Annotated in this window: 21 protein-coding genes and 2 pseudogenes; 3 read left to right on the top strand and 20 right to left on the bottom strand. The window is 69.8% G+C overall.

The genetic code is table 11. From position 1 onward, the window contains the following. Positions 1-75: 75 nt before the first annotated feature. From QOZ89_RS30190 to QOZ89_RS30235, 11 genes and pseudogenes are all read right to left on the bottom strand, one after another. On the bottom strand, positions 76-348 hold the full coding sequence (locus QOZ89_RS30190) for a YrhB domain-containing protein (RefSeq protein ID WP_312626950.1): 273 nt from the start codon (positions 346-348) through the stop codon (positions 76-78). A 3-nt stretch (positions 349-351) separates the two neighbouring features. Beyond that, positions 352-528 (bottom strand): toxin glutamine deamidase domain-containing protein, encoded by a 177-nt coding sequence (locus QOZ89_RS47690; protein ID WP_397428867.1) that lies wholly within the window; start codon positions 526-528, stop codon positions 352-354. 1,136 nt (positions 529-1,664) lie between these two features. Beyond that, positions 1,665-2,801, bottom strand: a pseudogene (locus tag QOZ89_RS47695) (RHS repeat domain-containing protein); the annotation flags it as partial. Between the two features lie 63 nt (positions 2,802-2,864). Further along, positions 2,865-4,241, bottom strand: a complete 1,377-nt coding sequence (locus QOZ89_RS30200; RefSeq protein ID WP_312626954.1) for a M20/M25/M40 family metallo-hydrolase — start codon at positions 4,239-4,241, stop codon at positions 2,865-2,867. After that, positions 4,234-5,706: an MFS transporter gene (locus QOZ89_RS30205; RefSeq protein WP_071048401.1), complete on the bottom strand. Its 1,473-nt coding sequence runs from the start codon at positions 5,704-5,706 to the stop codon at positions 4,234-4,236. Before QOZ89_RS30205 ends, QOZ89_RS30200 begins: the two co-directional genes overlap by 8 nt. A gap of 203 nt (positions 5,707-5,909) precedes the next feature. Beyond that, positions 5,910-6,260, bottom strand: a complete 351-nt coding sequence (locus QOZ89_RS30210; RefSeq protein WP_071048400.1) for a YciI family protein — start codon at positions 6,258-6,260, stop codon at positions 5,910-5,912. Beyond that, a complete protein-coding gene (locus tag QOZ89_RS30215) occupies positions 6,257-7,747 on the bottom strand; it encodes an MFS transporter (RefSeq protein WP_071048399.1) in 1,491 nt (496 codons plus the stop codon). The genes QOZ89_RS30210 and QOZ89_RS30215 overlap by 4 nt, the downstream gene beginning before the upstream one ends. A 496-nt stretch (positions 7,748-8,243) precedes the next feature. Then, the gene (locus QOZ89_RS30220; RefSeq protein ID WP_312626961.1) at positions 8,244-9,197 is read right to left on the bottom strand and encodes a chorismate mutase; all 954 of its coding nucleotides are present in this window, start codon (positions 9,195-9,197) and stop codon (positions 8,244-8,246) included. Next, positions 9,194-10,123 carry a prephenate dehydratase gene (locus tag QOZ89_RS30225; protein WP_071048398.1) on the bottom strand — a complete coding sequence of 310 codons (930 nt, stop codon included), beginning with the start codon at positions 10,121-10,123 and terminating at the stop codon, positions 9,194-9,196. The genes QOZ89_RS30220 and QOZ89_RS30225 overlap by 4 nt, the downstream gene beginning before the upstream one ends. A gap of 93 nt (positions 10,124-10,216) precedes the next feature. Beyond that, on the bottom strand, positions 10,217-11,641 hold the full coding sequence (locus tag QOZ89_RS30230; RefSeq protein ID WP_083418503.1) for an FAD-binding oxidoreductase: 1,425 nt from the start codon (positions 11,639-11,641) through the stop codon (positions 10,217-10,219). Then, positions 11,638-12,753 carry an SAM-dependent methyltransferase gene (locus tag QOZ89_RS30235; protein ID WP_071048397.1) on the bottom strand — a complete coding sequence of 372 codons (1,116 nt, stop codon included), beginning with the start codon at positions 12,751-12,753 and terminating at the stop codon, positions 11,638-11,640. The genes QOZ89_RS30230 and QOZ89_RS30235 overlap by 4 nt, the downstream gene beginning before the upstream one ends. A 274-nt stretch (positions 12,754-13,027) precedes the next feature. Here QOZ89_RS30235 and QOZ89_RS30240 point away from each other — a divergent pair, with 274 nt between their 5' ends. Beyond that, positions 13,028-13,684: a TetR/AcrR family transcriptional regulator gene (locus QOZ89_RS30240; RefSeq protein ID WP_071048396.1), complete on the top strand. Its 657-nt coding sequence runs from the start codon at positions 13,028-13,030 to the stop codon at positions 13,682-13,684. A gap of 27 nt (positions 13,685-13,711) precedes the next feature. Here the strand turns inward: QOZ89_RS30240 and QOZ89_RS30245 are convergent, their stop codons facing one another. The 6 genes from QOZ89_RS30245 to QOZ89_RS30270 form a co-directional block, all read right to left on the bottom strand. Continuing rightward, entirely contained in the window at positions 13,712-14,137 is a 426-nt protein-coding gene (locus QOZ89_RS30245) for a RidA family protein (protein WP_071048395.1), read from the bottom strand. Beyond that, on the bottom strand, positions 14,131-15,327 hold the full coding sequence (locus QOZ89_RS30250) for an alpha-hydroxy acid oxidase (RefSeq protein ID WP_071048394.1): 1,197 nt from the start codon (positions 15,325-15,327) through the stop codon (positions 14,131-14,133). Before QOZ89_RS30250 ends, QOZ89_RS30245 begins: the two co-directional genes overlap by 7 nt. A gap of 123 nt (positions 15,328-15,450) precedes the next feature. Beyond that, positions 15,451-16,242 (bottom strand): ABC transporter ATP-binding protein, encoded by a 792-nt coding sequence (locus QOZ89_RS30255; protein ID WP_071048393.1) that lies wholly within the window; start codon positions 16,240-16,242, stop codon positions 15,451-15,453. Then, positions 16,242-17,303: an ABC transporter permease subunit gene (locus QOZ89_RS30260; protein ID WP_071048392.1), complete on the bottom strand. Its 1,062-nt coding sequence runs from the start codon at positions 17,301-17,303 to the stop codon at positions 16,242-16,244. The genes QOZ89_RS30255 and QOZ89_RS30260 overlap by 1 nt, the downstream gene beginning before the upstream one ends. Positions 17,304-17,305: 2 nt before the next feature. Next, positions 17,306-18,301: an ABC transporter substrate-binding protein gene (locus tag QOZ89_RS30265; RefSeq protein ID WP_071048391.1), complete on the bottom strand. Its 996-nt coding sequence runs from the start codon at positions 18,299-18,301 to the stop codon at positions 17,306-17,308. A gap of 264 nt (positions 18,302-18,565) precedes the next feature. Next, a complete protein-coding gene (locus QOZ89_RS30270; RefSeq protein ID WP_312626966.1) occupies positions 18,566-18,934 on the bottom strand; it encodes an EAL domain-containing protein in 369 nt (122 codons plus the stop codon). A gap of 47 nt (positions 18,935-18,981) precedes the next feature. On the opposite strand from QOZ89_RS30270, the gene QOZ89_RS30275 reads away from it, so the two are divergent. Together QOZ89_RS30275 and QOZ89_RS30280 are read left to right on the top strand one after the other, a co-directional pair. Then, positions 18,982-19,368 (top strand): EAL domain-containing protein, encoded by a 387-nt coding sequence (locus tag QOZ89_RS30275; protein ID WP_071048389.1) that lies wholly within the window; start codon positions 18,982-18,984, stop codon positions 19,366-19,368. Between the two features lie 59 nt (positions 19,369-19,427). Further along, the gene (locus QOZ89_RS30280) at positions 19,428-19,970 is read left to right on the top strand and encodes a helix-turn-helix transcriptional regulator (RefSeq protein WP_071048388.1); all 543 of its coding nucleotides are present in this window, start codon (positions 19,428-19,430) and stop codon (positions 19,968-19,970) included. Positions 19,971-20,379: 409 nt separating this feature from the next. Here QOZ89_RS30280 and QOZ89_RS30285 read toward each other — a convergent pair whose 3' ends face one another. The 3 genes and pseudogenes from QOZ89_RS30285 to QOZ89_RS30290 all read right to left on the bottom strand — a co-directional run bounded on the left by QOZ89_RS30285 (position 20,380) and on the right by QOZ89_RS30290 (position 23,873). Continuing rightward, complete coding sequence (locus tag QOZ89_RS30285; RefSeq protein WP_131803935.1) at positions 20,380-20,715, bottom strand: hypothetical protein; 336 nt, start codon at positions 20,713-20,715, stop codon at positions 20,380-20,382. Positions 20,716-20,937: 222 nt separating this feature from the next. Further along, positions 20,938-21,129 (bottom strand): annotated as a pseudogene (locus QOZ89_RS48410) (helix-turn-helix domain-containing protein); the annotation flags it as partial. 92 nt (positions 21,130-21,221) lie between these two features. Beyond that, on the bottom strand, positions 21,222-23,873 hold the full coding sequence (locus QOZ89_RS30290; protein WP_312626970.1) for an RHS repeat domain-containing protein: 2,652 nt from the start codon (positions 23,871-23,873) through the stop codon (positions 21,222-21,224). Positions 23,874-24,065: the final 192 nt, after the last annotated feature.

The following is a 24,065-nucleotide window of genomic DNA, read 5'->3' on the forward strand; positions in this document are numbered from 1 at the left end:
TACAACCCTCCCGCCCCCGGGGGGGGGGGCCCCCCCCCCCGCGGGGGGGCCCCCACCCCCGTCTCTGCAGGCGCCTTACAGACCCTGCTCGATCTGACTCTCGATCGGCGAGCCGGACTCTCCGAAGAACGGCGGCCTGCTGCCGTCCTTCACCACGACCACCGGGCCGTTACCCACCATCGAAGACATTAGGTCCCGCTCTTCGAAGAACTTCCGGGTATTGTACCCGAAGACCCACGCGTTCGGGTACTCAGCGCAAGACACGACGACGATCTCCAACTTGTGGGTCCGTCGAACCGTCGAGTCGAGCAGGGTCTGCGCAGCGGCGTACGCGTCTTGAAAGATCATCGATCAGTTCGTCCTCACGAATGCGAACCAGGCGTATCCATCCCAGTTCGCTCCACGTCCACTCTGGAAGTCAGGGAAGTTGACCTTACCATTCTGCACCACAGCGTTCCAGACATGCGCCGTACCATCCGATCGCGCCCCATAGACAATGCCACGAGCACCGTTCCCGGCCCGCAGCAACTGCCTCTCGATCGCACCACCCCGCTCACCGGGTACATGTTCCGGCCAGCGTAGTTCACGATCGACTGCAGCCCATTCTCAAACGGAAGGTCAGGATCACGCTTGATCGCACTTGCCGGGCTTCCGCGGAGCGTCGAGTCTCCAGCGATCGCGCACGACACACAGTTATTCTTCCCGCCCACCGCGTTGACCACTGAGCCCGGGGCGGCGGCAACAGCCTCTCCGCCTCCCGCGCCACCGCGTGCCGCGGCGCCTTCACCCGCCCGTGCGGCGGCGGCACCACCTTTCCCGCCCCTTATGAGAAGTTTTCCTGCTGCTGCAAGATCTTGCCCGACCCCTACCCCGCCAGCACCAGGAATCGGCACCACCACCGACGCCGCGATGACAGCTCCGCACTGGAGGGCGCCGTGGCAGTCCCGGTCCGACCAGGCCTTGTAGTACTTGCTGAAGTGGTTGGGGTCCTGGTCGTCGCAGTGGCTGTACTTGCCGAAGTCGCAGGAGCCCCAGCCCAGTTCGAAGAGCCATTTCGGTAGGTCGTACTCGCGTATGCATTGGTTGGAGCCGGCATAGGTGCCGCACACCTGGCGGTTGCCGGAGGCGGCGGGGGCGGTGCCAAGGGTCTTGGCGTACTGGTCCAGCTGCGCGGGTGTGGTCGTGTTGGAGGTGGCCACGGCCCGTTGCTGCTGGTCCCACTGCTCGGTGAGCCTGACCGTGTCCAGTACCGCTGCCGTGTTTGCGCGGACGGCGGCGGCGGCGTTTTGTTCCCGGTCCCATTGTTCGGTCAGTCGGACCGTGTCGAGCACCGCGAGCTTTGCCGCGTTCATGGCGTTGTAGGCGTTGACGCCGGCGATCCACTTCTGGTCGCCGTTCTCCCCGAGGGCGATCATCTCGTCGTAGGCCTTGGCGGGCAGGCCCGGGTACTTGGCCGTGTAGGCGTTCTTGTACGCCACGTAGGCCGCGATCCCCGCCCACTGATCGGTGCTGAGCGCCGACACCGCAGCCGCGGCTGCCTGGGCCGTCTTGCTGGTGCACACGCCGCGGTCGTTGCACCTCGAGTCGGTGACGTGCTTCGCGGCGTTGTTCTCGGCGACCGACTGACGAATCTCCGCATCGGTACTGGCCCGCAGACCGGTCACATCACTGTGGGTGAGCGGGTTCGCGCCGGCGTAGGTATAGCGGTTGTCCGCCGCCGTGCCGGTCCAGGGCAGCGCGAACGTGTCCCGCGACAGGAACATCCCGGTCCCCGGGTCGTACCAGCGGGCCTGGGCAGCGACCAGATCGGTGTCGGGGTCGGTCCAGCTGCCCTGGAACCCGACGGCCAGATCGGGGCTGGCCGGTGCCGATGGCTGGCCGAAGGGGTCGTAGCTGCGGCTCTCGGTGACCGACGCCCCGTCGGTCGTGAAGGCCGCCACCACATCCCCGTGGGCGTTGTCCAGCGTCACCCAGTCACCGGAGCCGGTGCCGGCACCGATCAGCGCACCGTCCGGGCCCCGGGCGAACGCCGACGTGCCGTCGGTCGCGGGTTCTTTCTCGACGCCGTTGTAGAGGAAGTTGTACGCACCACCGTGGGTGCGGGTCGCGATCCGGTCCAGCCCGTCGTAGGTGTAGGACGTCGTGGTCGTTCCGGCCGTGTGCGAGACCAGCCGGTCGAAGGCGTCGAACACCGTCGTCGTCACGTTCGACCCGGTGGTCTTCGTGCTCAGGGTGCCGCGGGCCGTGTAGGCGTAGCTGGTCGAACCACTGGAGGCGAGCCGGTTGCGGGCGTCGTAGGTCGCGGACGTCCCACCTGCGGACGTCCGGTTCCCCGCCCCGTCCCAGCCATAGCTGGTGGTGACGCTGGCCTGGTTGGTCCAGGACGTCAGCCGGTTCGCCCAGTCATAGCCGTAGCTCTGCGTCCCAGCCCCGGCCACCCCCGACCCGCTGATCGTCGTCGAGGTCAGGTTGTCGTTGTCGTCGTAGGCATAGCTCTGCGCCCGCAACGTCCCCGACGGCCCGGTCAACGTGTCCGAGGTGACCCGGCCCAACTGGTCGTAGTCGAAACTACGGACCGCCCCGGTACCGCCGTGGTAGTCGACCGAGGACAGCTGGCCCGCGTCGTCATAGTCGTAGACCCGGGTACCGCCGGTCGCCCCGCCATCCACAGCGGACAGCTGACCTCGGGCGTCGTAGTGGTAGTTGCTCCAGGTCGAGCCGTCCGCCCGCTGGGAGATCCGGCCGTCCTCGTCATAGGTGAACGACGACCCGCCCAGGTCCCCCGAGCCGGTCCGTACCACGCCTCGGTCCGTCCGCTTCGACGCAACAACGTCGCCACGAGGTCCTCCTCCCGGGAGCCTGAGTCAGCACAACTGCAGGAATCGTTCCAGGATGGCGACTCCGGCGCGGATCGCGTCGACCGGCACACGCTCGTCCACGCCGTGGAAGGCCGCGGGGAAGTCGAAACTGTCGGGCAATTGCAGTGGAGCGAATCCGAAACAGTTGATGCCGAGCTGGCTGAAGTGCTTGGCGTCGCTGCCCGCGGGCAGGAGGTAGGGAACGGTGATTGCGCCGGGATCGGTGGCGATGACTGCCTGCGTGATCGCCTCGCTGACCGGCCCGCTGAATTCGGTCTCCACCGCGATGGCGCGGTAGACGATCTGGTGGTCGACGCCCGGCCCGATCAGCTCGCGCATGCGCGCCGCGCAGGCTTCTTCGGAGCCGGGCAGGAAACGGCAGTCAAACCGCGCCGTGGCGTGCGGCGGTATGACGTTCGTCTTTCCGCCCGCGACCAACTCGGTCGGCGAGGCGATGTCGCGCAGTGACGAAGCGATCATGCGGGCGGTCGGGCCGAGGTGGCGCAGCAACGCTTCTGGGTCGGCCGGATCGAACGGTTCGCCGACGCAGTCGGCGACGGTCTGCAGCAGGGCGCGCGTGGTCGGGGTGAGGCGGTACGGGAACTCGTGCCGGCCGATGCGAGCGACAACCTCGGCCAGGTTCACCACGCTGTTACCGTCATTGATCATCGATGCGTGCCCGGCGGGACCGTGCGCGGTGACCTCGAACCAGAGGACGCCCTTCTGCGCGGTCTCGATGAAATACAGCCGCTGCCCGGTCGGCAACCGCGCCGAATACCCGCCGACCTCTCCGATGGCCTCGGTGCAGTCGTCCAGTAGGTCGCGACGATGCTCGACCAGCCACCGCGCGCCCAGTTGGCCGCCGTTCTCCTCGTCGGCGACGAAGGCGAGCACGACGTCACGGGCCGGCCGCTGCCCGCTGCCTGACCAGGCCCGGATCACCGCAAGCACCTGGGCCACGAAGTACTTCATGTCGACCGCACCGCGACCCCACAGGCATCCGTCCGCCAGCTCGGCGCCGAACGGGTGCCTGCTCCAGATGGCCGGTTCCGCCGGGACGACGTCGGTGTGGGCGTGGATGAGGAGCGGCGGCCGTGTTCGGTCCAGTCCGGGCCAACGCGCCATGACCGTGGTGCGTCGGGGGCGGGGTTCGATGATCTCGACAGGCAGGCCCGCGTCGGCCAGAACGGTCGCGCAGTACTCCGCGGCGGTGCGCTCGCCCGGGCCATCGTCGGTGCCGTAGTTGGAGGTGTCGATCCGCAGCAGGTCGGCGCAGATGGCCACGGCGTCGTCGGCCGCGGAACGGGGGGCGCGCTCGCCCGCAGCGACCGCGGCGACCCCGGCGGCCGCGGTCGCGGCCGCCGGGGTCGCGCCGTCAGGCATGCCGCGGCCCACCCGGCTGGTCCAGTTCCAGAGCCGGTGTCAGTTCGCGCGCGGTGGGTGCTGGCGCTGGCCGCTGTTGGGGCAGAGCGGCGGCCTGGTCCACCGGCAGTCCCGTGGTGCGTGGCCCGAGCGCGAGGACGTCGAGGGCCAGGATGACCAGGGCGGCGGCGACCACGGTGAACACGGCTCCCGACCCGGCGTGGTCGAGGACGGGGATGAGGACGAATGGCAGCGCGGCGGTGACGAGCCGGCTCAGCGCGTACGCCGCGCCGACCGCCGTGGCACGCACCGCGGTCGGGTACAGCTCGGCCGTAAAGACGTGGTAACCGTTGGAGTAGACGTTGCTGATCAACGTAAACAGCGTTCCCCACAGGACCACGGTGGTGCCGGAACCGGCGAACCCGAACAGCAGCCCGGTGACGGCCATTCCACTGGCCGAGACCGCCACGATGGCGCGACGCTCGAAGCGTTCGATCACCGGCAGCGACAGCAGCGAGCCGAGCGGATAGCCAACATAGGTGAGGGCGAGGAAGCTCAGCGAGGTAAGCACCGTGTAGCCCTTCGCGACCAGCACCAGGGTCGCGATCGTGCTGAATCCGTAGTAGCCGATCGCCGACATCACGTTCATGATCCAAGCCATCACGGTGCGCCGCAGGAACGGCCCGGTGAACAACACGCGGAACGGCGGGCGCCGCAGTGCTGTCTCGGGAGGCGCCGTCGGGGCCGGGACGGGGGCCGGTTCGGAAAGGGCGTGCCCACGCCGGACGGCGTCGGTCTCCCACGCGGTGACGATGCGGTCGGCCTCCTCATGCCGCCCGACCGACTCCAGCCAGCGCGGCGACTCGGGCAGCACCCGCCGCAGCGCCCACACCAGCACGGCGCCGAGAGCGCCGAGGAAGAACATCCAGCGCCATCCGTCGACGCCGACCGGACTGCGCGCCACGAGCCCGCGGCCGAGAAACCCGGCGGCCGGGACGCCAAGGAAGCCGATCGTGTACGCGACGGCAATGAGCCGGCCGCGCACCCGCGGTGGCAGCAGATCGGACAGGTAGGAGTCGCCGAGCGTGAGCTCAGCCCCCAGCCCCATCCCGGCCAGGAACCGCGCGCCGACGAGGACCTCGACGTTCGGCGCCAGTCCGCCGACCAGCGAGAACACCGAGTAGATGAGCAGGTTCAGCAAGAACGAGTTGCGGCGGCCGATGCGGTCAGCCAGCCGGCCGAGTACCAGCGCGCCGGCAAACTGGCCCACGAAGGCACTGGCCAGCAGAAGCTTGAGCGAATCCCCTCCAAATCCGAAGCTCTGCTTCAGCACGACCGACAACGTGCCGGCCAGAAACACCTCGTAGGTGTCGAAGAAGAACCCGAGCCCGACGCAGATGACCGCGACGAGGTGGATCCTGCCAACCGGCAGGCGATCAAGCCGAGCCCCCAGGGACGGCTTGCCGACGCCGATAGAAGATGTCATGGCCTTTTCTCCAGGTCGCTATAGCCGCGTTTCCGCGGCAGGGAAATGGGTCCGGCTAACCCAGCGGCGTCGGCGACGCTGGCGTGTCAGTTAACGCGGAAAACGCGCTATTCGCGGATAGCCGAGGAGGCTCGAGCAGAACGGTGTTGTCCGCTCCGTCGCCGCCGCAATGAATAGCGCCCGGTTTCGGCTCCAGGCGGCGCCTAGGACGACACGGTGGCGTCGGCTGCCGCCGCCCGAGCCCGGTCCAGCTCGGCGTCGAGCAGCCCGGGTGGGTCCTCGGGAACCATCTGTCGCATGGGATGGACGACGACGGACTCGAACACTCCGGCCTGGTGGTAGGGCTCGCCCGCGAGGAACCGCGAGGCTTCGGACGTAGTGGCCACTCGCAGGGCGAACACCGCACCGATGGCGAGCCCGTCCTCGGCGGTCAGCGGGCCACCGAAGACCAGCCTCGACCGGGCGGCCATCATGTACTCGAGGTGCGCGGGCCGGATCGCGCGGCGGAGTTCCTGGGTGCCGGGCCGGTCACGGCACAGAACTAGTACGATCATGGCTGCTGCCTTCCGTGATGACCGTCGCTACCACCGGGGCTCGGGATGTGCGCGGGGCCGCCCCGAACGGGGGCCGGGCGCCGCAGGGTCGAAGCCACGAGCGCGGCCGCGACGGTATAGGCGGCCGCGACCGCGATGAGCGCTCGGCCGATACCCACCCGCTCACTTCCAGCGCCCGCGACTACTCCGCCGAGCAGCGCGATGCCGAGGGTTCCGCCGATCTGGCGGGCGGTGTTGTTCAGCCCGGCCCCTAGGCCGGCCCGCGCTCCCGGGACGGCCGCGACCGCGGTCGACACCACCGCCGGCAGCGCCAGCCCGATGCCCACGCCCGCGAGCACCAGACCGGCGCCGGCAGCGGCTCCCGACGCCCGCTCGGCTGCGACGAGCGCGACACCCGTACCGGCGGCCAAGCCGCCAAGCGTCCCCGGGACGCGCTGGCCGAACCGGTCGGCGATCCGCCCGGCGAGCATGCTGACAGCGGCATAGGCCGCGAACAGCGGAGCGATGCGGACGCCCGTAGCGGTGGCTGACCGGCCGTCCACATGCTCGAAATCGAGGCTGAGCAGGTAAAGCAGACCGAGAGTCGCGAAGTTGAGCAGCAGCGAGGCGAGGTTGGCGCCCCGGAAGGTTCGCGAACGGAACACCGACAGTGGCACGAGTGGCGTCGCGCACCGGCGCTCCACCGCGACGAATCCCGCCGCGAGCAGGACCGAGGCGCCGAGCGCCAGCCATCCGATGACCGACCCAGGCTCCGCGGCTGTCTCGGACAGCCCCCAGGCCAGGGCGCCCAGCATGAGAACGGCGAGGATCTGGCCGCCACGGTCGAGATGGCGGTCGTGGCCGCCGCGACGCGACTCGCGTAGCACCCTGCGCCCGGCCGCGATGCTCACGAGCGAGATCGGCACGTTGATCCAGAAGATCCACCGCCACCCCAGTCCGTCCACGATCAGACCACCGAGGAGTGGGCCGACGACCAGGGCGATGCCGGCCACGGCCGACCACACGCCGATCGCGCGGGTGCGGTCGGCCCCGTCGAAGGCGTCGGCGAGGATGGCGAGCGAGGAGACGAGGACGGCAGCGCCGGCGACGCCCTGCAAGGTGCGGAACAGGATCAGCCAGCCGACTCCGGGCGCGGCCGCGCAACCAGTCGACGCGGCCGCGAAGCCGGCCAGCCCGGCCAGGAAGACCCGCCTGCGCCCGAACAGGTCGCCGACGTCGCCAAAACCGATCATGAACGCGGCGAACGTCACGAAATACCCGTCGACCACCCAGGTGACCGCGCCGGTGGACGCGTGCAGCCGGCGACCGATCGCGCCGACCGCCACGTTGACGACGGTCAGATCCAGCTGGGTGACGAACAGCCCGACGCAGGTGATGAGCAGCACCGACCAGTCCCGGCGGCTCCAGCGTCCAGCCACGGGCTGGTCGGCGCCCGCGTTCCCGCCCGCGGCGGTCGCCGCCGCTGTGCTGGGCGTCCGCAGGCTCACCGGCTAACCCACCATGGCCGGCGCGGCACCGTTCGGGCCGGCGCGATCTCCCCGGTGTTGCGTCCATCCCGGCCGTCCCAGCGGCGAGCGCGGCACGGACGGTGCGACCGGGTGGCAAGCCATCTGATCACCGTCGCTCCTAACTGAGAAACAATTCTCATTTAGCAATGGTGCGAGCGTTCTGTTTCTCCTGGATGAACCACCGACCTCTCCCAGGTAACGGATCGTGATCCACACGGGTCCTTGACGAACAGCTCCCGGCCGCCCCCACGTGGATGCCCGGTTCGCGAACAACTCGCCGTCGCCCGCACCTTCCAGAACCGCACCGGCTTGGCGATCCGCAACGTCATCCGGCAAGCCGTGGAACTGGAACTCGCCCCCTGGCGGGTCCCGGAGGAACTGGCCGTGCTCCGCGTCGGGCGACCAGGTGTTCCACAGTCGTCTGGTCCGCTGACATCCACACTCGTCCGTCGGTCCTCCTCACAGCCCGACACTCTCAGCGAGTGGCGTGACCGGCGTCGATGTCATGTTCGGTGGACGGACGGACGTCGACCGACGGGGCCGGCCCTCGGCACAACAGAAGCAACGCCACCGCGACATCGCTGCCGGCTGGGCCGAGCGCGTCCAGGAATCTGCGGGTGACCTCGTACTCGCGGCTCATCTCGATCCGCCCTCCGCCGGCGGTCATCCGCAGCTTCTGTATCCGCCAGGCCACCCGACGCCGCAGCACGATCACGTCGCGGATCAGGTCGTCGAGCCCGTCGATGATCTCGCGACCCTCAGTTACCGAGTCGATCATGGAGATGTCCGGGGCCTCGGGGCCGAGCAGGTCGAGGCCGGTCAGCCGGGACCGGCTCGGTGTCGGGTGCGGTCGCGCGTCGAGCTCGCCGGCGGTCACCGCGGCACGTCCCGAGAGCAGGTGCGGCCGGTCTTCAAGCGCATGGTGTGTCTCCTTCGTCGTCGTTCGTGACTGCCGGTCTCGGCCGGGCCGGCCTGGCAGCGCCCCGCAGACCAGCGCGGCCAGCAGGTAGGCGGCCGCGGCCACGGCCAGTCCGACCCGCGTGCCCGCGGCGACCGAGTGGGAGCCGGCGACGATGCCGCCGAGCAACGCGACGCCGAGGGCGCCGCCGACCTGGCGGGCCGTGTTGTTGAGCCCGGAGGCCAGCCCGATCCGCTCGGCTGGTGCGGCGCCGACCGCGGTCGCGACGAGCGCGGGCATCGCCAGGCCGACTCCGGCGCCGGCCGCGGCCAGCGTGGGGATGAGTGCAGGCCCGTCGGCGCCGAGAACGGTGGCCGCCAGGACAGCGACGCCGGCGAGCGCCGCGCCGCCCCGGGCCGGCGTGCGGGGGCCGAACCGTTCGACGAGTCGCCCGGAGAGAAGGCTGATGATCAGCAGCACGCCCCAGGCGCCGCGGTCCCAACGGGCCCGAGGCGCGTCCACCTTGGTCACCCGGCCTTCCTGGGCCGGCTGGGCGTGGGGCGGCTGGGGTTGGGCTCGTCGAAGGTGCCGAGTACGCGGACCCGGACGGCGCGCTCGGCCAGCTCGCGCAGCACGGCCCGCGGCGGCGGGTCGTCGGGATGGCCGCGCCACTCGATGAGGAAGTAGAAGCGGCCCAGCCCGTCGCGGGTCGGCCGGGATTCGATCCGGAGCAGGTCGATGCCGGCGCGGGCGAACGGTTCGAGGACGGTCATCAGCGATCCGGGCCGGTCGCGCTGCTGGAAGCAGGCGATGACCGTCCGCTCGCGTCCGGTGCGGGCCGGCTCGTCGCGGCCGAGGACGACGAACCGGGTCTCCGCTGTGGCGGTCTCCCCTATGTCGTCGGCCAGAACGCTGAGCCGCGGGGCGGCGAGGCCCGCCTTTGGCGTGACCGCGGCGGTTCGGCCGGTCGGGTCGCCCAGGGCGAGCTCGAGCGCGGCCGTCGTGGACGGGGCCGGGACCAGGCTGGACCGAGGGGCGTGCTCAGCCAGCCAGGCACGGCATTGGTCGAGCGCGTGCGGATGTGAGGAGACCGTGCGCAGTGCCTCGGGGCTGGCACCGTGCAGGCCGACGAGCTGGAACCGGACCGGGATGACGACGTCGCGGTGCAGGCGGACCTGGCTTCGTTCGGACGGGTCCACGGCCTTTCCGGTGCCCAGGCCGGCGAGCAGGTCGGCCGTCGGCCCGACCAGGCCGGCGACCGAGTTCTCCCAGGCCAGCACGCCGTAGGTGACCGAGCCGTCGCTGAGCCGGGCCATGAGCTCGTCGGGGTCGGCGCAGGGGACGTGCCGCAGCGCGGCCAGGGCCGGATCGGCCAGCACGGTGCGGTGGGTGAAGGTACCCGCCGGTCCGAGGTAGCCGACGGACGCGGCTGGGGCGGGATCGAGTGTGGTGGTCACGGCCGACTCCTGGAGGTCTCCACGCGCGGGACGGGTCGACGCCGCCGGTGCCGCCGGGAGCGGCCCCGGCTGGTGGGTGAAGCCTTCGGGCGACTAGCGGGCCGCCAGCGCGTCCGACAGCAGGTCGGGCCCGACGACCTTCCCTGGATTGAGCACGTTGGCCGGGTCGAACAGGCCCTTGATGCGGGCCATCCACAGGGCCGCGTCGCCGTGCTCGGCGGCCAGGTACTGGCGCTTGCTCAGGCCGATGCCGTGCTCGCCGGTGCAGGTGCCGCCGACGCGCAGCGCGTGGCGGACCAGCTCGTCCGAGAACAGCGCGGCCGGGGCGTCCTGGCCCTCGGCGACCGCGACGACGGTGTGGATGTTGCCGTCACCGACGTGGCCGGTGGTGACCACGTCCAGCCCGAGATCGGCGCGCAGCTGGCTGATCACCTGCGCGTGCTCGACGATCGCCGACAGCGGCACAGCCGTGTCAGTGATCAGGTATCGCCGGCCGGGGAAGGCCCGGCGGATCGACCAGAACAAGCGGTGGCGTGCTTCCCAGATGGCCTCCCGCTCCGCCTGCGCGGTCGCCGTGCCGAGCGTGCTCGCGCCGGCCTCGAGCAGGGCTCGGCGGGCGATGTCCAGCTCGGTGGCCAGGCCGGCCGCGGTGGAGCTGTGCAGCTCGACGAACAGGGCAGGGGCGTCCGGGACCAGGCCGGGCACGTCCTGGGCGAGCAGGCCGGCGGTGATCTCGTCGAGCAGCTCGAGGCGGGCGATGGGCAGCCCGGTCCCGACCGCCGCGAAGGCGCCGGCGACCGCGGCGGCGACGTCGGGGAAGAACGCCCACAGCACCGCGATCTCCTCGGGTACGGGGTGCAGCGCGACGGTGAGCTCGGTGATGACGCCCAAGGTGCCCGCCGAGCCGATGAACAGGTCGCGCAGGTCGTAGCCGCTGCTCGACTTGCGGACCGGCCGGCCCAGCCGCAGCACGTCACCGCTGGCCAGCACGACCTCCAGGGCCAGGGTGTTGGCCCGCATGCCGCCGTAGCGGATCGTGGTCGTGCCGCTGGCATTGGTCGCCGCCATCCCGCCGAGACTCGCGTCCGCGCCCGGGTCGACGGGAAACGTCAACCCGAACTCCCTCGCCCGGGTGTTGAGCCCGTTCCTGGTCAGGCCCGGCTGCACGACCGCGTGGAAGTCCTCCGGGCACAGCGCGACGAGCCGGTTCATCCGGGAGACGTCCAGGCTCACCTCGCCGCCGAGTGGCACCACATGGCCTTCGGCGCTGGTGCCGGTACCGAACGGGATGATCGCCACGTCGTGGCGGGCGGACCATCGCATCGTGGTGACGACGTCGTCACGGGTCTCGGCGAACACCACCGCTCGCGGCGGGATGCTGTCCAGGTGGTTCTCGTCGCGGCCGTGGGTGTCGAGGTCGGCGGGCCGGGTCGACACCGTGCCCGCGAGCCCGGTGGCCAGCTCGGCGAGGGCGTCCGCGTCCGGGACCGCCCTGGCCGGCCGGCTGATGGTGGTCACCGCGCGGCCGAGGCAGTCTCGGCGGCGGCCTCCGAGACGTCCATGGAGGTGACGCGTGCCGGCGCGGCCGGGACGAGCTCGAACAGGACGCCGCCGGGCGGGCTGGTGGTGTGGTGGGCCGCGCGCGGCGTCCAGCCGGCCTCGGCGAACGCCTCGCCCCACTCGGCCTCGGTCGGCAGGTAGGTGTGCATGAGCGCGTGGGCGGCCTCGAAACCGAGCCGGAAGATGGGCGTGTCCGGCCCGGGCGTGTCCTCGGACCGGACGACGTCGCAGAGCAGCATCGTCCGAAGGTTCGGGAAGGCGATCCGCAGGTTGGTCAGCACCCGCACGCACGACTCGCGCGGCCAGAAGTCGTGGCCCATGAACACGCAGGTGACGACGTCGACGTCGGACAGGTCGTCGGCGGGGGTGAGCCGGTGGACGTCGCCCTGGCGCACGCTGAGCCGGTCGGCCAGGCCCTCGGCCGCGATGACCTGCCCCGCCAGTTCGACCGAGGCCGGGGCGAGGTCGATGCCCACCCCGGTCACCCCGGGATTCCGCTTCATGATCCGGACCAGGCGCCCACCCGAGCCGCAGCCCAGGTCGGTGACCCGCGTGAACTCGAGGCCGGCCAGGACGCGGTCGAACAGAGGCTCGACCTCGCCGTTGCCCATGAGCCGGGAGCTGAGGGCCACTGCGCGCATGTCGCGGTGATAGGTGACCTCGTCCCGGTCGGGCGCCAGGTCGGCCGCGTAGGTGAACACCTCGCCGTTGCCGCGCACCAGCCAGTAGAAGTAGCCACGCAGCTCGTACGCGTCGGCGAAGCGCGGACCGGGCCGGACCAGCAGGGCCGGGTCCGAGGTGTCCAGCTCGACGATGCCGGCCCAGGCCAGGGCGTTGAGCAGGGCGCGCGCCACCCAGGGCGACACCGGCTCGCCGCCACGGCGCAGGTCGTCCGCCGGGTAGGTGCCGCCGTCGGCGAGCGTGTCGAACAGGCCGAGCTCGACGGCGGCTGAGATCGCGCTGGCGGCCACGTAGGAGGAGAAGAGGTCGGCCACCGGGCCGATGGTGGCGGCCGGCGCGGCGGTGGGGGCCGCCGAGGGAGCGGGCTGTGGCGAAAGGGAGGCGCACATAGCAATTCCTTCGCTGGGAGCCGGTGGGGAATGAGAATTACCAGCGGCGGGTCGTCGCGAATATGAGCGCGACCACAGAGCGTTCACCGCGGCCGCCTATTGCGTGCCGCGGTTCGGCGTTGACCGAACGAGAATCGGACCAACGAACTGAGAATGTCTTTTCACTTATGGTGCGGACGACGACCGTCGAGTGTCAAGCGAAGGAATGTTAACGTTCTATATCGGCATGTTACACTTGGTGCATATTTCTGCCTCGTTTCGGCGGGACTGGGCGATGGAAAGGGTGGTTCACACGTCTACGGCGAGCGGTTCGATCCGCGGCGAGGAACCGGGCAGCCGCCGGATCAGGCGGGATTACCTGGCGAGCCGGCGGGATCTTCTGGATGCGGCCGAGCGATTGCTCGCGAAACACGGCGGGCGGTTCAGCCTCGTGGATCTCGCGGCCGAGGCCGGTGTGTCAACCGCCACTGCCTATCGCCATTTCCCGGACGTGGACGCGGCCCTTGACGCCTATTACACGCAGCTCGTGGAGACCCTGGTCAGCCACATGGAGGCGGTGCCGGCCGCGCCGGATGTGCTGCGCCGTTTCGTCGCCGTGTGCGAGCTGTGGGTCCGCGAGGCCGTGAGCTGGGGGCCGGCTGTCGTGCACGTCCGGTCCTCCCGCGGTTTCCTGCAGCGGCTGCACGCGGACGACCCGGTGATCGGCCGGCTGTTCGGGGCGCTCGCGCCGCTGCTGGCCGCGCTGACCGAGGCCGGTTTCATTCCACCCGGGCCCGCCGAGTACGGGGTGCTCATCTGGGTCACCGTGTTCGACGAGCGGGTGGTCGTCGATCTGCACGACAGCCTGGGTTGGCCGTCCGCGCGCATCGCGGCCGAGCTGACCGGCAGCGTGCTGCGCGCCCTCGGCCGGCCCGCCGGGGCGGCCGAGTAGCACTCGGCTACCCGGCCGCCCCGGCGCTCAGCCGAGCACGGCCGTCGCCTCGATCTCCACCAGCAGGCCGGGCCGCACCAGCCCGCAGACCACGGTCGTACGGGCCGGCGGGTCGACCGGGAAGGCCTCGCGGAACGCGACGTCGAGCTCCGGCGCGGCGGCGGCCTCGGTCAGGTAGCACACGCAGCGCACCACGTCGGCGAGGCGGCCGCCCGCCCGGTCCAGGACCTCGGCGATCTGGCCGAAGATGTCGCGCGCCTGGCTCACCGTCGTGCTGCCGCGCGGCCGGCCGGTCGCCGGGTCCAGGGCGACGCAGCCCGAGAGCACGACCAGGTCACCGACCCGCACCGCGGCGCTGATCGGGGCCAGGCCGGCGAGCCCGGGCGGCAGCGGCACGGTCGTCCTGGTCGAGCGTGGCCGGTCGACGGATCCGGTCCTCGCGCCGATCACCATCGCGACACCGCCGACGGTCTGATCATCGTGTCGGTCAGCTCGTCGACGCCGCTCGCTCCGAGAAGCTTGATGGTCGTCGAGATCTCCTCGCGTAGCAGTTCGTGCAGCCGGCCGACGCCTTCCTCGCCGCCGGCCGCGAGCGCCATCGCCGCGGCGCGGCCGATGACGACGACGTCGGCGCCGAGCGCCAGTGCCTTGACGACGTCGCTCCCCCGGCGGATCCCCGAGTCCAGCGCGATGGGCACCCGACCGCCGACCGCCGCGACGACCTCCGGGAGCTGGTCGAGGGCCGCGGGCACCGTGTCGAGCTGCCGGCCGCCGTGGTTGCTGACCAGCACCGCGGCGGCTCCGGCCCGCACGGCCGCCTCGGCATCGGAACCGGTGAGGATGCCCTTGGCCATCCAGGGCAGCGGCGAGTCCGCCATCCGCCCGGCGAGCTCGTCCCAGGTCCAGATCGGCTCCCGGCGGACGAACAGCTGGCCGAGGGTGTCGGCCAGGTCGGCCGGACCGGCGTGCGGGTAGTTGCCGCTGACCACGTCGACGTCGACGTCGAACCGGTTGCGCATGTTGCGCTCGCGCCAGCCGGCCGTCGGGCAGTCCAGCGTCAGGCAGAGCGCGCTGAAACCCGCGGCGGCGGCCCGGCGCAGCATCGCGGCGAAGTTCGCCGGGTTGCCCATCGGGTGCAGCTGGGCCATCCGCGCGGCGCCCGGCGCGGCCGTCGCCACCTCCTCCCAGGAGTACGACCCGGCTTCCGGCACGATCGAGGCCACGCCGGCCTTGGCGTTCGCTCGGGCGACGGCGAGCTGGCCGTCCCGGTGCAGCAGCCGGTCGGCGCCGAACGGGCTGGTGACCACCGGCATCGACAGCTCGATGCCGAGGAAGGTACGGGCCAGGTCCGGCTCGCCGGCCCCGGTCATCAGCCGTGGCAGCACCGACCACTGCTCGAACGACGACAGGTTGGCCCGCAGCGTCTGCTCGCCGCCCGAACCACCGTCGAGGAAGTCCCACACCTGCGGGGGCAGCGCGCGACGGGCCTCCTCGTAGATCTCCCCGACCGTGGCGAACCGGTCGGCTGAGGTGAAGGAGACGAACGGGCTCGGGTCGGTCCCGGTCGGGGCCGTCGCGTCCCGCGGCCGGGCGGGCCGCGCCGGCGGGACCGCAGCCTGGGTCGAGGCGTCAGCGGCTGTCACGTGTCACTCCACTCCACTCCTGTCTGATCGGCGGCCGTGCCGGGCGATCAGGACGTCGCCGCGCGGACGGCCTGCGTCCCGGCCGCCGCTTCGGTAAAGCTCGATGTCTGTCGGCCGGCCCGGTCACCCCGCGAGCAACTGCCGGTCCGACGGGGCGTCCCCGAGCCCGGACACGATGTCGACCAGGTCGGACGGCGTCAGTGCCGTCTTCGCGGGGCCGGCCACGTCGTAGATGACCCGGCCGCGCGACATCACCAACAGCCGGTCGCCGACCTCGATCGCGTGGCGCATGCTGTGTGTGATCATCATCGAGGCGCAGCCCAGTCGTTCGTGCATCTGGAGGGTGAGGTCGAGGACCCGCGCCCGGGTCCTGGGGTCCAGCGCCGCAAGGTGCTCATCGAGCAGCAGGAGCTTGGGTTTCCGCAGGCCGGCCATCAACATCGTCACGCTCTGCCGCTGCCCCGCGGACAGCAGCGTCACCGGGTCGGCGAGGCGGCGTTCCAGGCCCAGGCCGAGCACGGCGAGGTCCTCGCGCATGCCCGAGCGCCGGCCTGGGGTGACCGCGGGCGACAGCCGCCGCCGACGGCCGCGGGCGGCGGCGAGAGCGAGGTTGTCGGCCAGGGAGAGATCGGGCGCGGTGCCCGCGAGCGGGTCGTCGAAGACGCGGGCTACCGCGCCGGCGCGGGCGTGGACCGCCAGCCGCGTCACGTCCCGGCCGCCGAGCAGCACCCGCCCCCGGGTCGGCCGGTAGACCCCGGCCACCACGTTGACCAGGCTGCTCTTGCCGGCGCCGTTGCTGCCGACGACGGTGACGAACTGACCAGCCGGGATCTCCAGGTCGACGTGGTCGAGCGCGACGACCTCCGTCGGGGTGCCCGCGCCGTGGACCAGGCGCACACCGTCCATTCTCAGCATCAGCCAGCCTCCTTCATCGTCGCCGAGGCCGAGGCCCGCCCGGCGGCGGCGGGCTGGCGGGCAGGGGGGACAGTCGGACCGTCGTCGGCCACCGGCCGGCCACCCGCCACGGCGGCGGTCCTCGGGCCGTCCAGCGCCACCGCCCGGCTGCCGAGACGGCCGCCCGCGCCGAACCGGCCCAGCGCTCGGCCGATCTCGGGCAGGTAACGGTTGAGCGCGACCGCCGCGACCAGGGTGAGCGCGGTGATGCCGGACAGGTCGGTCGCCTGCAACCCGGCCCGCAGCGCGCCAACCAGGATCAACCGGTACAGCAACGTGCCGGCGACCACGGCGGCGATCACCCGGCCGACCCGGGACGCCCCGCCCGGCCGGGCGATCAGCTCACCGAGCATCACCGCGCCGACACCCGCCAGCAGCGTGCCCGTGCCGGTCGACGAATCGGAGAAGCCCTGGGACTGCACGGTCAGCGCGCCCGACAATCCGGCGCTGGCGTTGGCCAGCGCCAGGCACAGCGCCAGCGAACGCCGGTCGTCGACGCCCTGAGCCCGGGCCATCCGGGGATTGACCCCGGTGGCCCGCAACGCCAGGCCGACCTCGGTGAGCAGCAGGTAACCGACGGCGGCGAGGAACACGGCGGCGAACGCGGCGAGGATCGCGATCGTCAGCCAGTCCTGAACCTCCGGAGCCAGGCCGATCAGCCCACCGAACAGGGTCCGGCCGCTGTCCAGGCTGATCGACGGCCGTCCCAGCACGTGCAGGTTCAGCGTCGTCATGCCGATGCTCATGACCAGCCCGGCCAGAATGACCGGGATGCGAAACGCCAGGTGCAGCCCGGTCGTGACGAGCCCCGCGACGGCGGCCCCGGCCACGGCCACGAGCATCGCCAGCGGCACGCCCAGTCCGTGATTGAGCAGCACGGCGGTGATCGCGCCGCCCAAAGTGAAGCTGCCGTCGACGGTGAGGTCGAAGTCCTGCCGGATGCGGACGACGAGGTAGATGCCCATGACGACCGGCAGCAGCGGCAGACCGGCGATCAGGGTGTCGGTGACGAGGAATCGCATGGCTAACCCATCGCCGCGGACGGCATGGTGACCCCGAGCGCGCCGAGCGTCGAATGGTTGACGTCCCACTCGAGCGCACCCGGCCGGCCGAACGGGGTTGCCGCCGGCTGGGCACCGTCGAGGACCTTCACGGCGACGTCGGCGCCCTGCGAACCTAGGTCTGCGTAACTCGGCCCCAGCGTGGCCAGCACCCCGCTTGTGGTCGCGTCTCCCGACGTCAGGTACAGCGGGATCTTGTTCGACAGGGCGACCGCGCCGACCGCGGCGATGCCCGACGCCACGGCCGCGTCAGGCCCGACGAGGATCGTGTCGGTCCGGCCGACCAGGGATCGGGCGGCGCTCTGCACGTCACCGGCGCTCGCCACGGTCGCCTCGACCAGTGCGAGACCGGGCCGCGCCTTGATCGCCGTCCGCAGCTGCGCGACCCAGACCTGGCTGTTCTCGTTCGACGGATCGTAGATCGTCCCGATCCGCTTGGGCGCCGGGGTGACCTTAGCCAGCTCGCCGAGGAGCTCGGCGGGGTCGACGAAGTCGATCGTGCCGGTGACGTTGTGCCCGGGGTGGTCCAGGCTGTCGGCCACCTTGCCGCCGACCGGGTCGCCCATCGCCAGCGCGATGATCGGATGCGTCTTGTCCTGCTGCGCCATGGCGATGACGGCCGGAGTGCCGATCACCGCGATCAGCGAGGAGTTGGACCGGGAAAGGTTGCGGGCGATGCTCTGGATCAGGGACGGATCGCCGTTCGCGTTGCTGACGCTGTAGCTGACCGTCCGTCCGGCCAGCTTGGCCGTGAGCTCCTTCTTGAACGCCGTCTCCAGGGTGGTGACGACGTCGGCTTGCGCGACCTCGAAGATGTTGACCTTGACCGTGCCCGAACCGGCGCTCGACGAGGTCGTCGATCCGGACGAGCTCCCGCAACCCGCGATCACACCGATCATGCCGATCGCGCCCAGTAGCGCGCCGGCCAGCCGGCGGCGACGCGATGCCCCCAGTTTCATCCGACCTCCCGATCTGAGAAGTTCTTCTCAAGTCAGGTTGGGAACCTTGTGTTTCTTACCGATAAAGGTCCCCGATCGTTCTAGTAACGACTCTGCGGGCTGGTGTACTCACTGTGAGCATCGATCCTGGTTCCGGCGACTCTGTGTAATAAAGGTGGCGTTCCTAACACGTGCGCGGCGTCGATGGTGACCGTCCGCCGAGGGCGCGGGGACGCGGCTCGCCCGGTCCGGATGCCGTCTTGGTCACGGAGGCGTGGGACTGTCCTACATCCCGTCCGAGCCAACCCAGCTGGCCGCCCTGGACGAGTTCCTCTCCAGGTACGTACGCGGGCGGGCGGGGTGGTGGCCCTGGATGAGGTCACAGCCCAGACGGTGCAGCAGGGCCTGGTCGGGGGTCTCGACGCCCTCGGCGATGACCGTCAAGTCAAGGGTGTGGTACATGGCGACACCGGCTTCGCGTTGCAGGACTTCGGCGGCATCCGGGCCGCGGTCCCGGCTGACGAGGACCAGCCCCACGCTGGCGCCGATGCGATGTCGGTGGCCCGCCAGGGTGCACGGCGCACGGATGGCCGCCGCGAGCCGGTGCGCGAGGGACTCGGCTTCCGAATGGTCGCGGGCGTTCTCGAGCGGCAAAGCGCCAACGGAAAGGCGAGCTGGTCGTCTACCGCCCCGACCTCACGATGAGCGACACCGCGCTCCGGATATCCGATGACCTCACGCGCCTCCTTCACTGCGACGACGACGCAGGCACCGTGGACGTCACCTATCAACCTGTGATCCAGCTTCGAGACCAGCAGACCGTCGCCGTCTGCGCCGAGCCACGCTGGCGCCATCCAGTCCACGGCGAGATCGCGTCCAGACGACTACGCCAGCTCGCCGGCGAGGCCCGTCTGGCCGACAGGCTCCTGCGCTTCACCCTGCGACAGGCGTGCGCCGACCTTGCCGCCGCCGAGCACCCCTCCGCGCCACTGCCGGTCTTCGTCACCGTCCCCCTGGACGCGATTCTCGACCGGATGGCGTTGACCGACATCGCCGCACTGTTCCAGGCTCGAGCCCGCGCTCACTAATCCTCACGCTCGCTGATATCCGTTGCGGCCCGACACTGCCCCAGGACCACAGCGAACAGTTGATCACCACGCTGCTCCGCGCCGCGAACCGCGGCGTCACGATCACCTCGGTCTGGACGCCCGACTTCCTCGCCGCTGCCTGCGCACGCGCCGCCGGCGACCAGCTGCGCGCCGCTGACTGGATCCGCCAGAGCGCCGACGTCCCCATGCGCATGCTCGTCGTCGACCAGCAGACAGCCGTCCTCCCCGTCGACGCCAGCGACCTGGCCCAGGGCGCGCTTGCCTTCCGGACCCCCGCCCTGCGCCAACTCGTCACCAACCTGATCGAGCAGCTTCACCGCGACGCGACACCACCGCCACTCCAAACCGACTCCACGAACCGCCGTGCCGACGTGCTCACGCTCCTGAACGACGGCCTCACCGAAGCCGCGATCGCCGCACGCCTCCACATCCACGTCCGCACCGTCGGGCGCATCATCGCCAACCTCAGAAACGAACTGAACGTCTCCACACCCTTCCAACTCGGCGTCGCCGCCCACCAGCACGGCCTAATCCCACGGCCCCGACCGACCGAACCAGAACGCCACCACCAACCAGCCTGATGATCTTCACGGCGCGAGACCAGCCCAACATCATCGATCATGAAGCCAGCCGCTGTGGCTACTTTGCTTGAAGACAACTCGCCCATAGGGGAGCCTCTCCGAACCACCCCATCCCCGAGGCCGCCCCCGCGCAGCCTGCCGCCCGGCCGCAGGACCGAACGGTCAAAGTAGAAGCAAACCCAAATCGGGCCACCGCAACCCCTCGGCACCTATGGGGTCGCGGCTACGCCGCCACCCCCATAGGCCCCTCAAGCTGCTGAGCATCGCGACGCGCGGGGGACTCCGGTCGCGACTTTTGATCATTTCCGCGGTATCTGCGTCGCTCGGACGTGGTCCCGCGAAACAGGGACGTTTCGGCGCGCGAGGCTGTCGCGAAGGAACATTGATACCCAACACTTAAATCTTCTAGTCAATTCTGCTCCATCAAGAGATCGGCTTCCTTGCGAACCTCCTGAACTTGGTCCGCAGCCAAACGACGGAGATCCCAGATTAACTCCGAGATGCCTGCCATCTTCAAATCTGGCGAGAAATCAGAATCCGGCAATTCTCCCTCGAAGAGCGTCGCCAGGTCTTCGAATTCAATACCTAGAACAGTGGAGAATCCTGCCAGCATGGCGGCCGTAAGATCTTTACGGCCCTGACCTATCCGTGAATATGTAGAAGCAGACAGATAAACAGGGGTTACTCTGGCGAGCACCTGCGCCGCGCTATCCTGGTCCAAGTTTCGGTTAGCGAGCAGGCCCATGAGTACCGCACCGGGACCTGGTGGGTACGGATCGTACAACCGCGACGGCTGAGTGCGCTCCCGCTGAGGCAGTGACCTAACGTACTGCCGCAGCTGGTCCCTATACTCAATCGATAGACGCTTAGCAAGCGAGACAATCCCAGGTATTTTCTGGCCCACTCTAGGATCCAGAGGAGCGAGATCGTCCGGTACCGAGACGTGCGCCATCGCGAACAAGTCCGCAGCGTGCAGCTGGAGTGCGGGCGCGAGCTGTCTAATCATAGATGATTTCGGCGTCGCACCGTGCAACACTGACTGGAATTCGTTCTCAGAGATACCGGTCCGCCGCGACAGCTCTCCAATACCGATACTCCGCCGGGCCAGAATTCGCCTCAGCACTGTATCGAAATTCGGACATCCAGCCATCTCATCCATCCAGGGTCACTCGATGAACTGCGAAACCAAGAGGCGCGAGGAGGACGAACAACTCCCTCTCCCATCTACCGATCGCGCCAACAGCACCTCCGCTATCGTTGGAAGTCAACTGGATCCCAAGTGCCAGGTCTGGGCGCAGGCAGTCCATGTCGCTCGAACGCAGCCCGCGCAATCTGCTCCAACGAAGCATATTCACTTTCGTTACCAATATATCCAGGGTCGTTGCCAGGCTGGTAGTGACCCGAGAAGTTATCAAACTGAATGATGTCGCCCGACTCATCAACCTCGAAGGTCCCAGCCATAATAACGGGCCGACCTTCAGCGAGGCTAGTATGTCCTGGAGTGTCACCGAGTAGATCCCTTACTTCCTTGTGAAGCGCTCGAAGCGACCCGTCCAGCCTAACAACGTAATCGTAACGACCTTGATCAAGGGGCTCGCCAGGCTTGATCCCAGCGTCTGCGGGGATCAACCCTTGAGGGGTGTCGTCCACGTCCGGTCGACCTGGAACCCATATGTAAGGTTCACAGTCTGGGTCGGCAGGATCGCAGCCTTCAAGATCGGTAGGAGACCCTGGGCCGCCAGGTGGATCGTCATTGCCCTGGTCTCCTCCCGCGTCGCCGGTAGATGGGATGACCTGGTCGTCGTCGATGCAGTGCGGGAGGCCGGCTTCCTGGCAGGTTGGTCCGTCGTACTGTCTGCCGGCGGTTTCGTCGGTGGTGGGGCCGAGGTAGGCGTCGAGGGGGCTGGAGTACTCCTGGCGGGGGCCGGGGTTGGGGGTGGTGCCGACGCCGTGGTTGGGGTCGGGGTTGACGTAGTGGGGGCCGTGGATGACGGAGTTCGGGTCAGGGTAGTGCGGCTGCGGTGGGGCAGCCGGCTTGCACTGCGTGCAGCGTCCGCTGTTTGTGCCTCCGCCAGCGCTGACCGGCCTATTGGTACCACCGCCGCTCGGGGCGCCGCCACCACCCATGCCAGCGGAACCACCCGGAGTGCCACCGCCGTTGTTGGCAGGTTGGCAGATGGTGCAGACACTGGTGGCGCTGGCGGGAGGAGCGGGGCGTTGAGGAGTTGTTGCCGGCCGGGGCGGAGGCTTGTCCGTGTTGGTGGTCGACGGCTTGGAGCCACAGGAACTCCGCGCATTACCGACGCCCTCTCCGGCCACATAGATGCCGACGTCGGCCACCAGGGGGTTTTCCACGGCAACGGCGACGCCGACAATTCCGACGCCCGCCCCCGTCAGCAGCACGTCGCCCACGCAGTTCCACCAGCTCTGGCCCGTCGGGTCGCTGTAGATCAGTGGGTTCGCGCCGGCGTAGGCGTATCGGTTGTCTGCGGAGGTTCCCGTCCAGGGGAGGGGGTAGGTATCTCGGGTCAGGAAGGCGCCGGTTTGTGGGTTGTACCAGCGAGCCTCGGCGTTGACGAGGTGTGTGTCGGGGTCGGTCCAGCTGCCCTGGTAGCCGATCTGGAGGTTCGTGTTTCCGGCGGTGAGGGGCTGACCGAAGGGGTCGTAGCTCTTGCTGTCGGTGAGGGTGCCGTCGGTGGTGAAGGCGGCGACGGTGTCGCCGTGGAGGTTGTGGATGGTCGCCCAGGCGCCGTCGTCAGTTCCGGCACCGATCAGGCCGCCGGCGGGGTCGCAGGCGTAGGCGGAGTTGCCATCGATGGATGGTTCTTTGTCGAGGCCGTTGTAGAGGAACTGGCGGCTGGTGTTGCGGGACGCGATCCGGTCCAGACCGTCGTAGCTGTAGGTGGTGGTTGTCGGTCCGGCGGTGTGGCTGGTCAGCCGGTCGAACGCGTCGAACGCGGTCGTGGTCGTCGCCGAGCCGGCTGTGCGGGTCGAAAGAGTCCCGCGGGCGGTGTAGGTGTAGCTGGCCGTGCCGTCAGAGGTCAGCTGGTTGCGCGCGTCGAACGTCGCTGTCGCCCCACCGACCGACGTGCGGTTGCCAGCCGCGTCCCAGCCGTAGGTCTTGGTGACGCTGGACTGGTTGGTCCAAGAGGTGAGCCGGTCAGCCCAGTCGTAGGCGTAGGTCTGGGTGCCAGCTCCAGCGACGCCGGTGCCGGTGATCGTGGTGGAGATGAGGTTGTCGTTGTTGTCGTAGCCGTAGGTCTGCCCGCGCAGGGCGCCGGACGGGCCGGCCAGGGTGTCGTCGGTGAGCCGGCCGAGCTGGTCGTAGTCGAAGGTCTGGGTGGCGCCGGTGCCGCCGTGGTAGTCGATGGAGGTGAGCTGGCCGGCGTCGTCGTAGTCGTAGCCCCGGGTGTCACCGCTGACTGCGGCGCCGACGGCGACGAGGCGGCTGCGGGCGTCGTAGTAGTAGTCCGACCAGCTGCCTGGATCGGAGCGCTGCAGCATCCGGCCGTCCTCGTCGTACACGAACGAGGACGGACCGCCGTCGCCGTCAGCCTCGGTAACCAGCCCGCGGTCGTCGTAGCCGAACTGCTGGCTACCGCCAGGGTGGTCGACCTCGACAAGGTTGCCGGCCAGGTCGTAGTCGAGCGCACGCGCCGTAGCGGTGGCGCCTCCGCCGGAACCGGTCTCTGCGGTGAGGCGACCGAGCGCGTCGTAGGTGCGGCTGCGGGTAACGCCGCCGGGTTCGGCCAGAGTGATGGGCAGGCCCGCAGCGTCGTAGGTGGTCTGCCAGGTGCGGTCGGCGAGGTTCGGATAGGCGGTGGTCGACGGCTCGACGACCTTCTCGGACAGGCCCAAACTGTTATAGGTGGTGATCGTCGCGTTGCTCCGGCCGTCGGTCACCCCTTATCTGATTAGATAACCCGCGGTAGAGTGGTGGTCGTGGAGCCTGATCCGGACTCGCGTGAGGTCGTGGCACTGCTGGAGGCCGCACTGGTGGACAGTGGCCTGACGCAGGCGGAGTTCGCGTCGGCGTTGGGGACATCAGGGTCGAGGTTCTCGACCTACCGGTCGGGCGCGACGAGACCGACCGCC

The organism is Pseudofrankia coriaricola (assembly GCF_032027725.1).
In the GTDB taxonomy this organism is placed as follows: Bacteria; Actinomycetota; Actinomycetes; order Frankiales; family Frankiaceae; genus Pseudofrankia.

Coding starts and splice junctions, on each gene's coding strand:
- QOZ89_RS30190 (WP_312626950.1), bottom strand. CDS start 348: ATGATCTTTCAAGACGCGTACGCCGCTGCGCAGACCCTGCTCGACTCG.
- QOZ89_RS30265 (WP_071048391.1), bottom strand. CDS start 18,301: ATGAAACTGGGGGCATCGCGTCGCCGCCGGCTGGCCGGCGCGCTACTG.
- QOZ89_RS30275 (WP_071048389.1), top strand. CDS start 18,982: ATGAGCGACACCGCGCTCCGGATATCCGATGACCTCACGCGCCTCCTT.
- QOZ89_RS30210 (WP_071048400.1), bottom strand. CDS start 6,260: ATGATCGTACTAGTTCTGTGCCGTGACCGGCCCGGCACCCAGGAACTC.
- QOZ89_RS30240 (WP_071048396.1), top strand. CDS start 13,028: ATGGAAAGGGTGGTTCACACGTCTACGGCGAGCGGTTCGATCCGCGGC.
- QOZ89_RS30285 (WP_131803935.1), bottom strand. CDS start 20,715: ATGGGCCTGCTCGCTAACCGAAACTTGGACCAGGATAGCGCGGCGCAG.
- QOZ89_RS30200 (WP_312626954.1), bottom strand. CDS start 4,241: ATGCCTGACGGCGCGACCCCGGCGGCCGCGACCGCGGCCGCCGGGGTC.
- QOZ89_RS30205 (WP_071048401.1), bottom strand. CDS start 5,706: ATGACATCTTCTATCGGCGTCGGCAAGCCGTCCCTGGGGGCTCGGCTT.
- QOZ89_RS30255 (WP_071048393.1), bottom strand. CDS start 16,242: ATGCTGAGAATGGACGGTGTGCGCCTGGTCCACGGCGCGGGCACCCCG.
- QOZ89_RS30245 (WP_071048395.1), bottom strand. CDS start 14,137: ATGGTGATCGGCGCGAGGACCGGATCCGTCGACCGGCCACGCTCGACC.
- QOZ89_RS30235 (WP_071048397.1), bottom strand. CDS start 12,753: ATGTGCGCCTCCCTTTCGCCACAGCCCGCTCCCTCGGCGGCCCCCACC.
- QOZ89_RS30260 (WP_071048392.1), bottom strand. CDS start 17,303: ATGCGATTCCTCGTCACCGACACCCTGATCGCCGGTCTGCCGCTGCTG.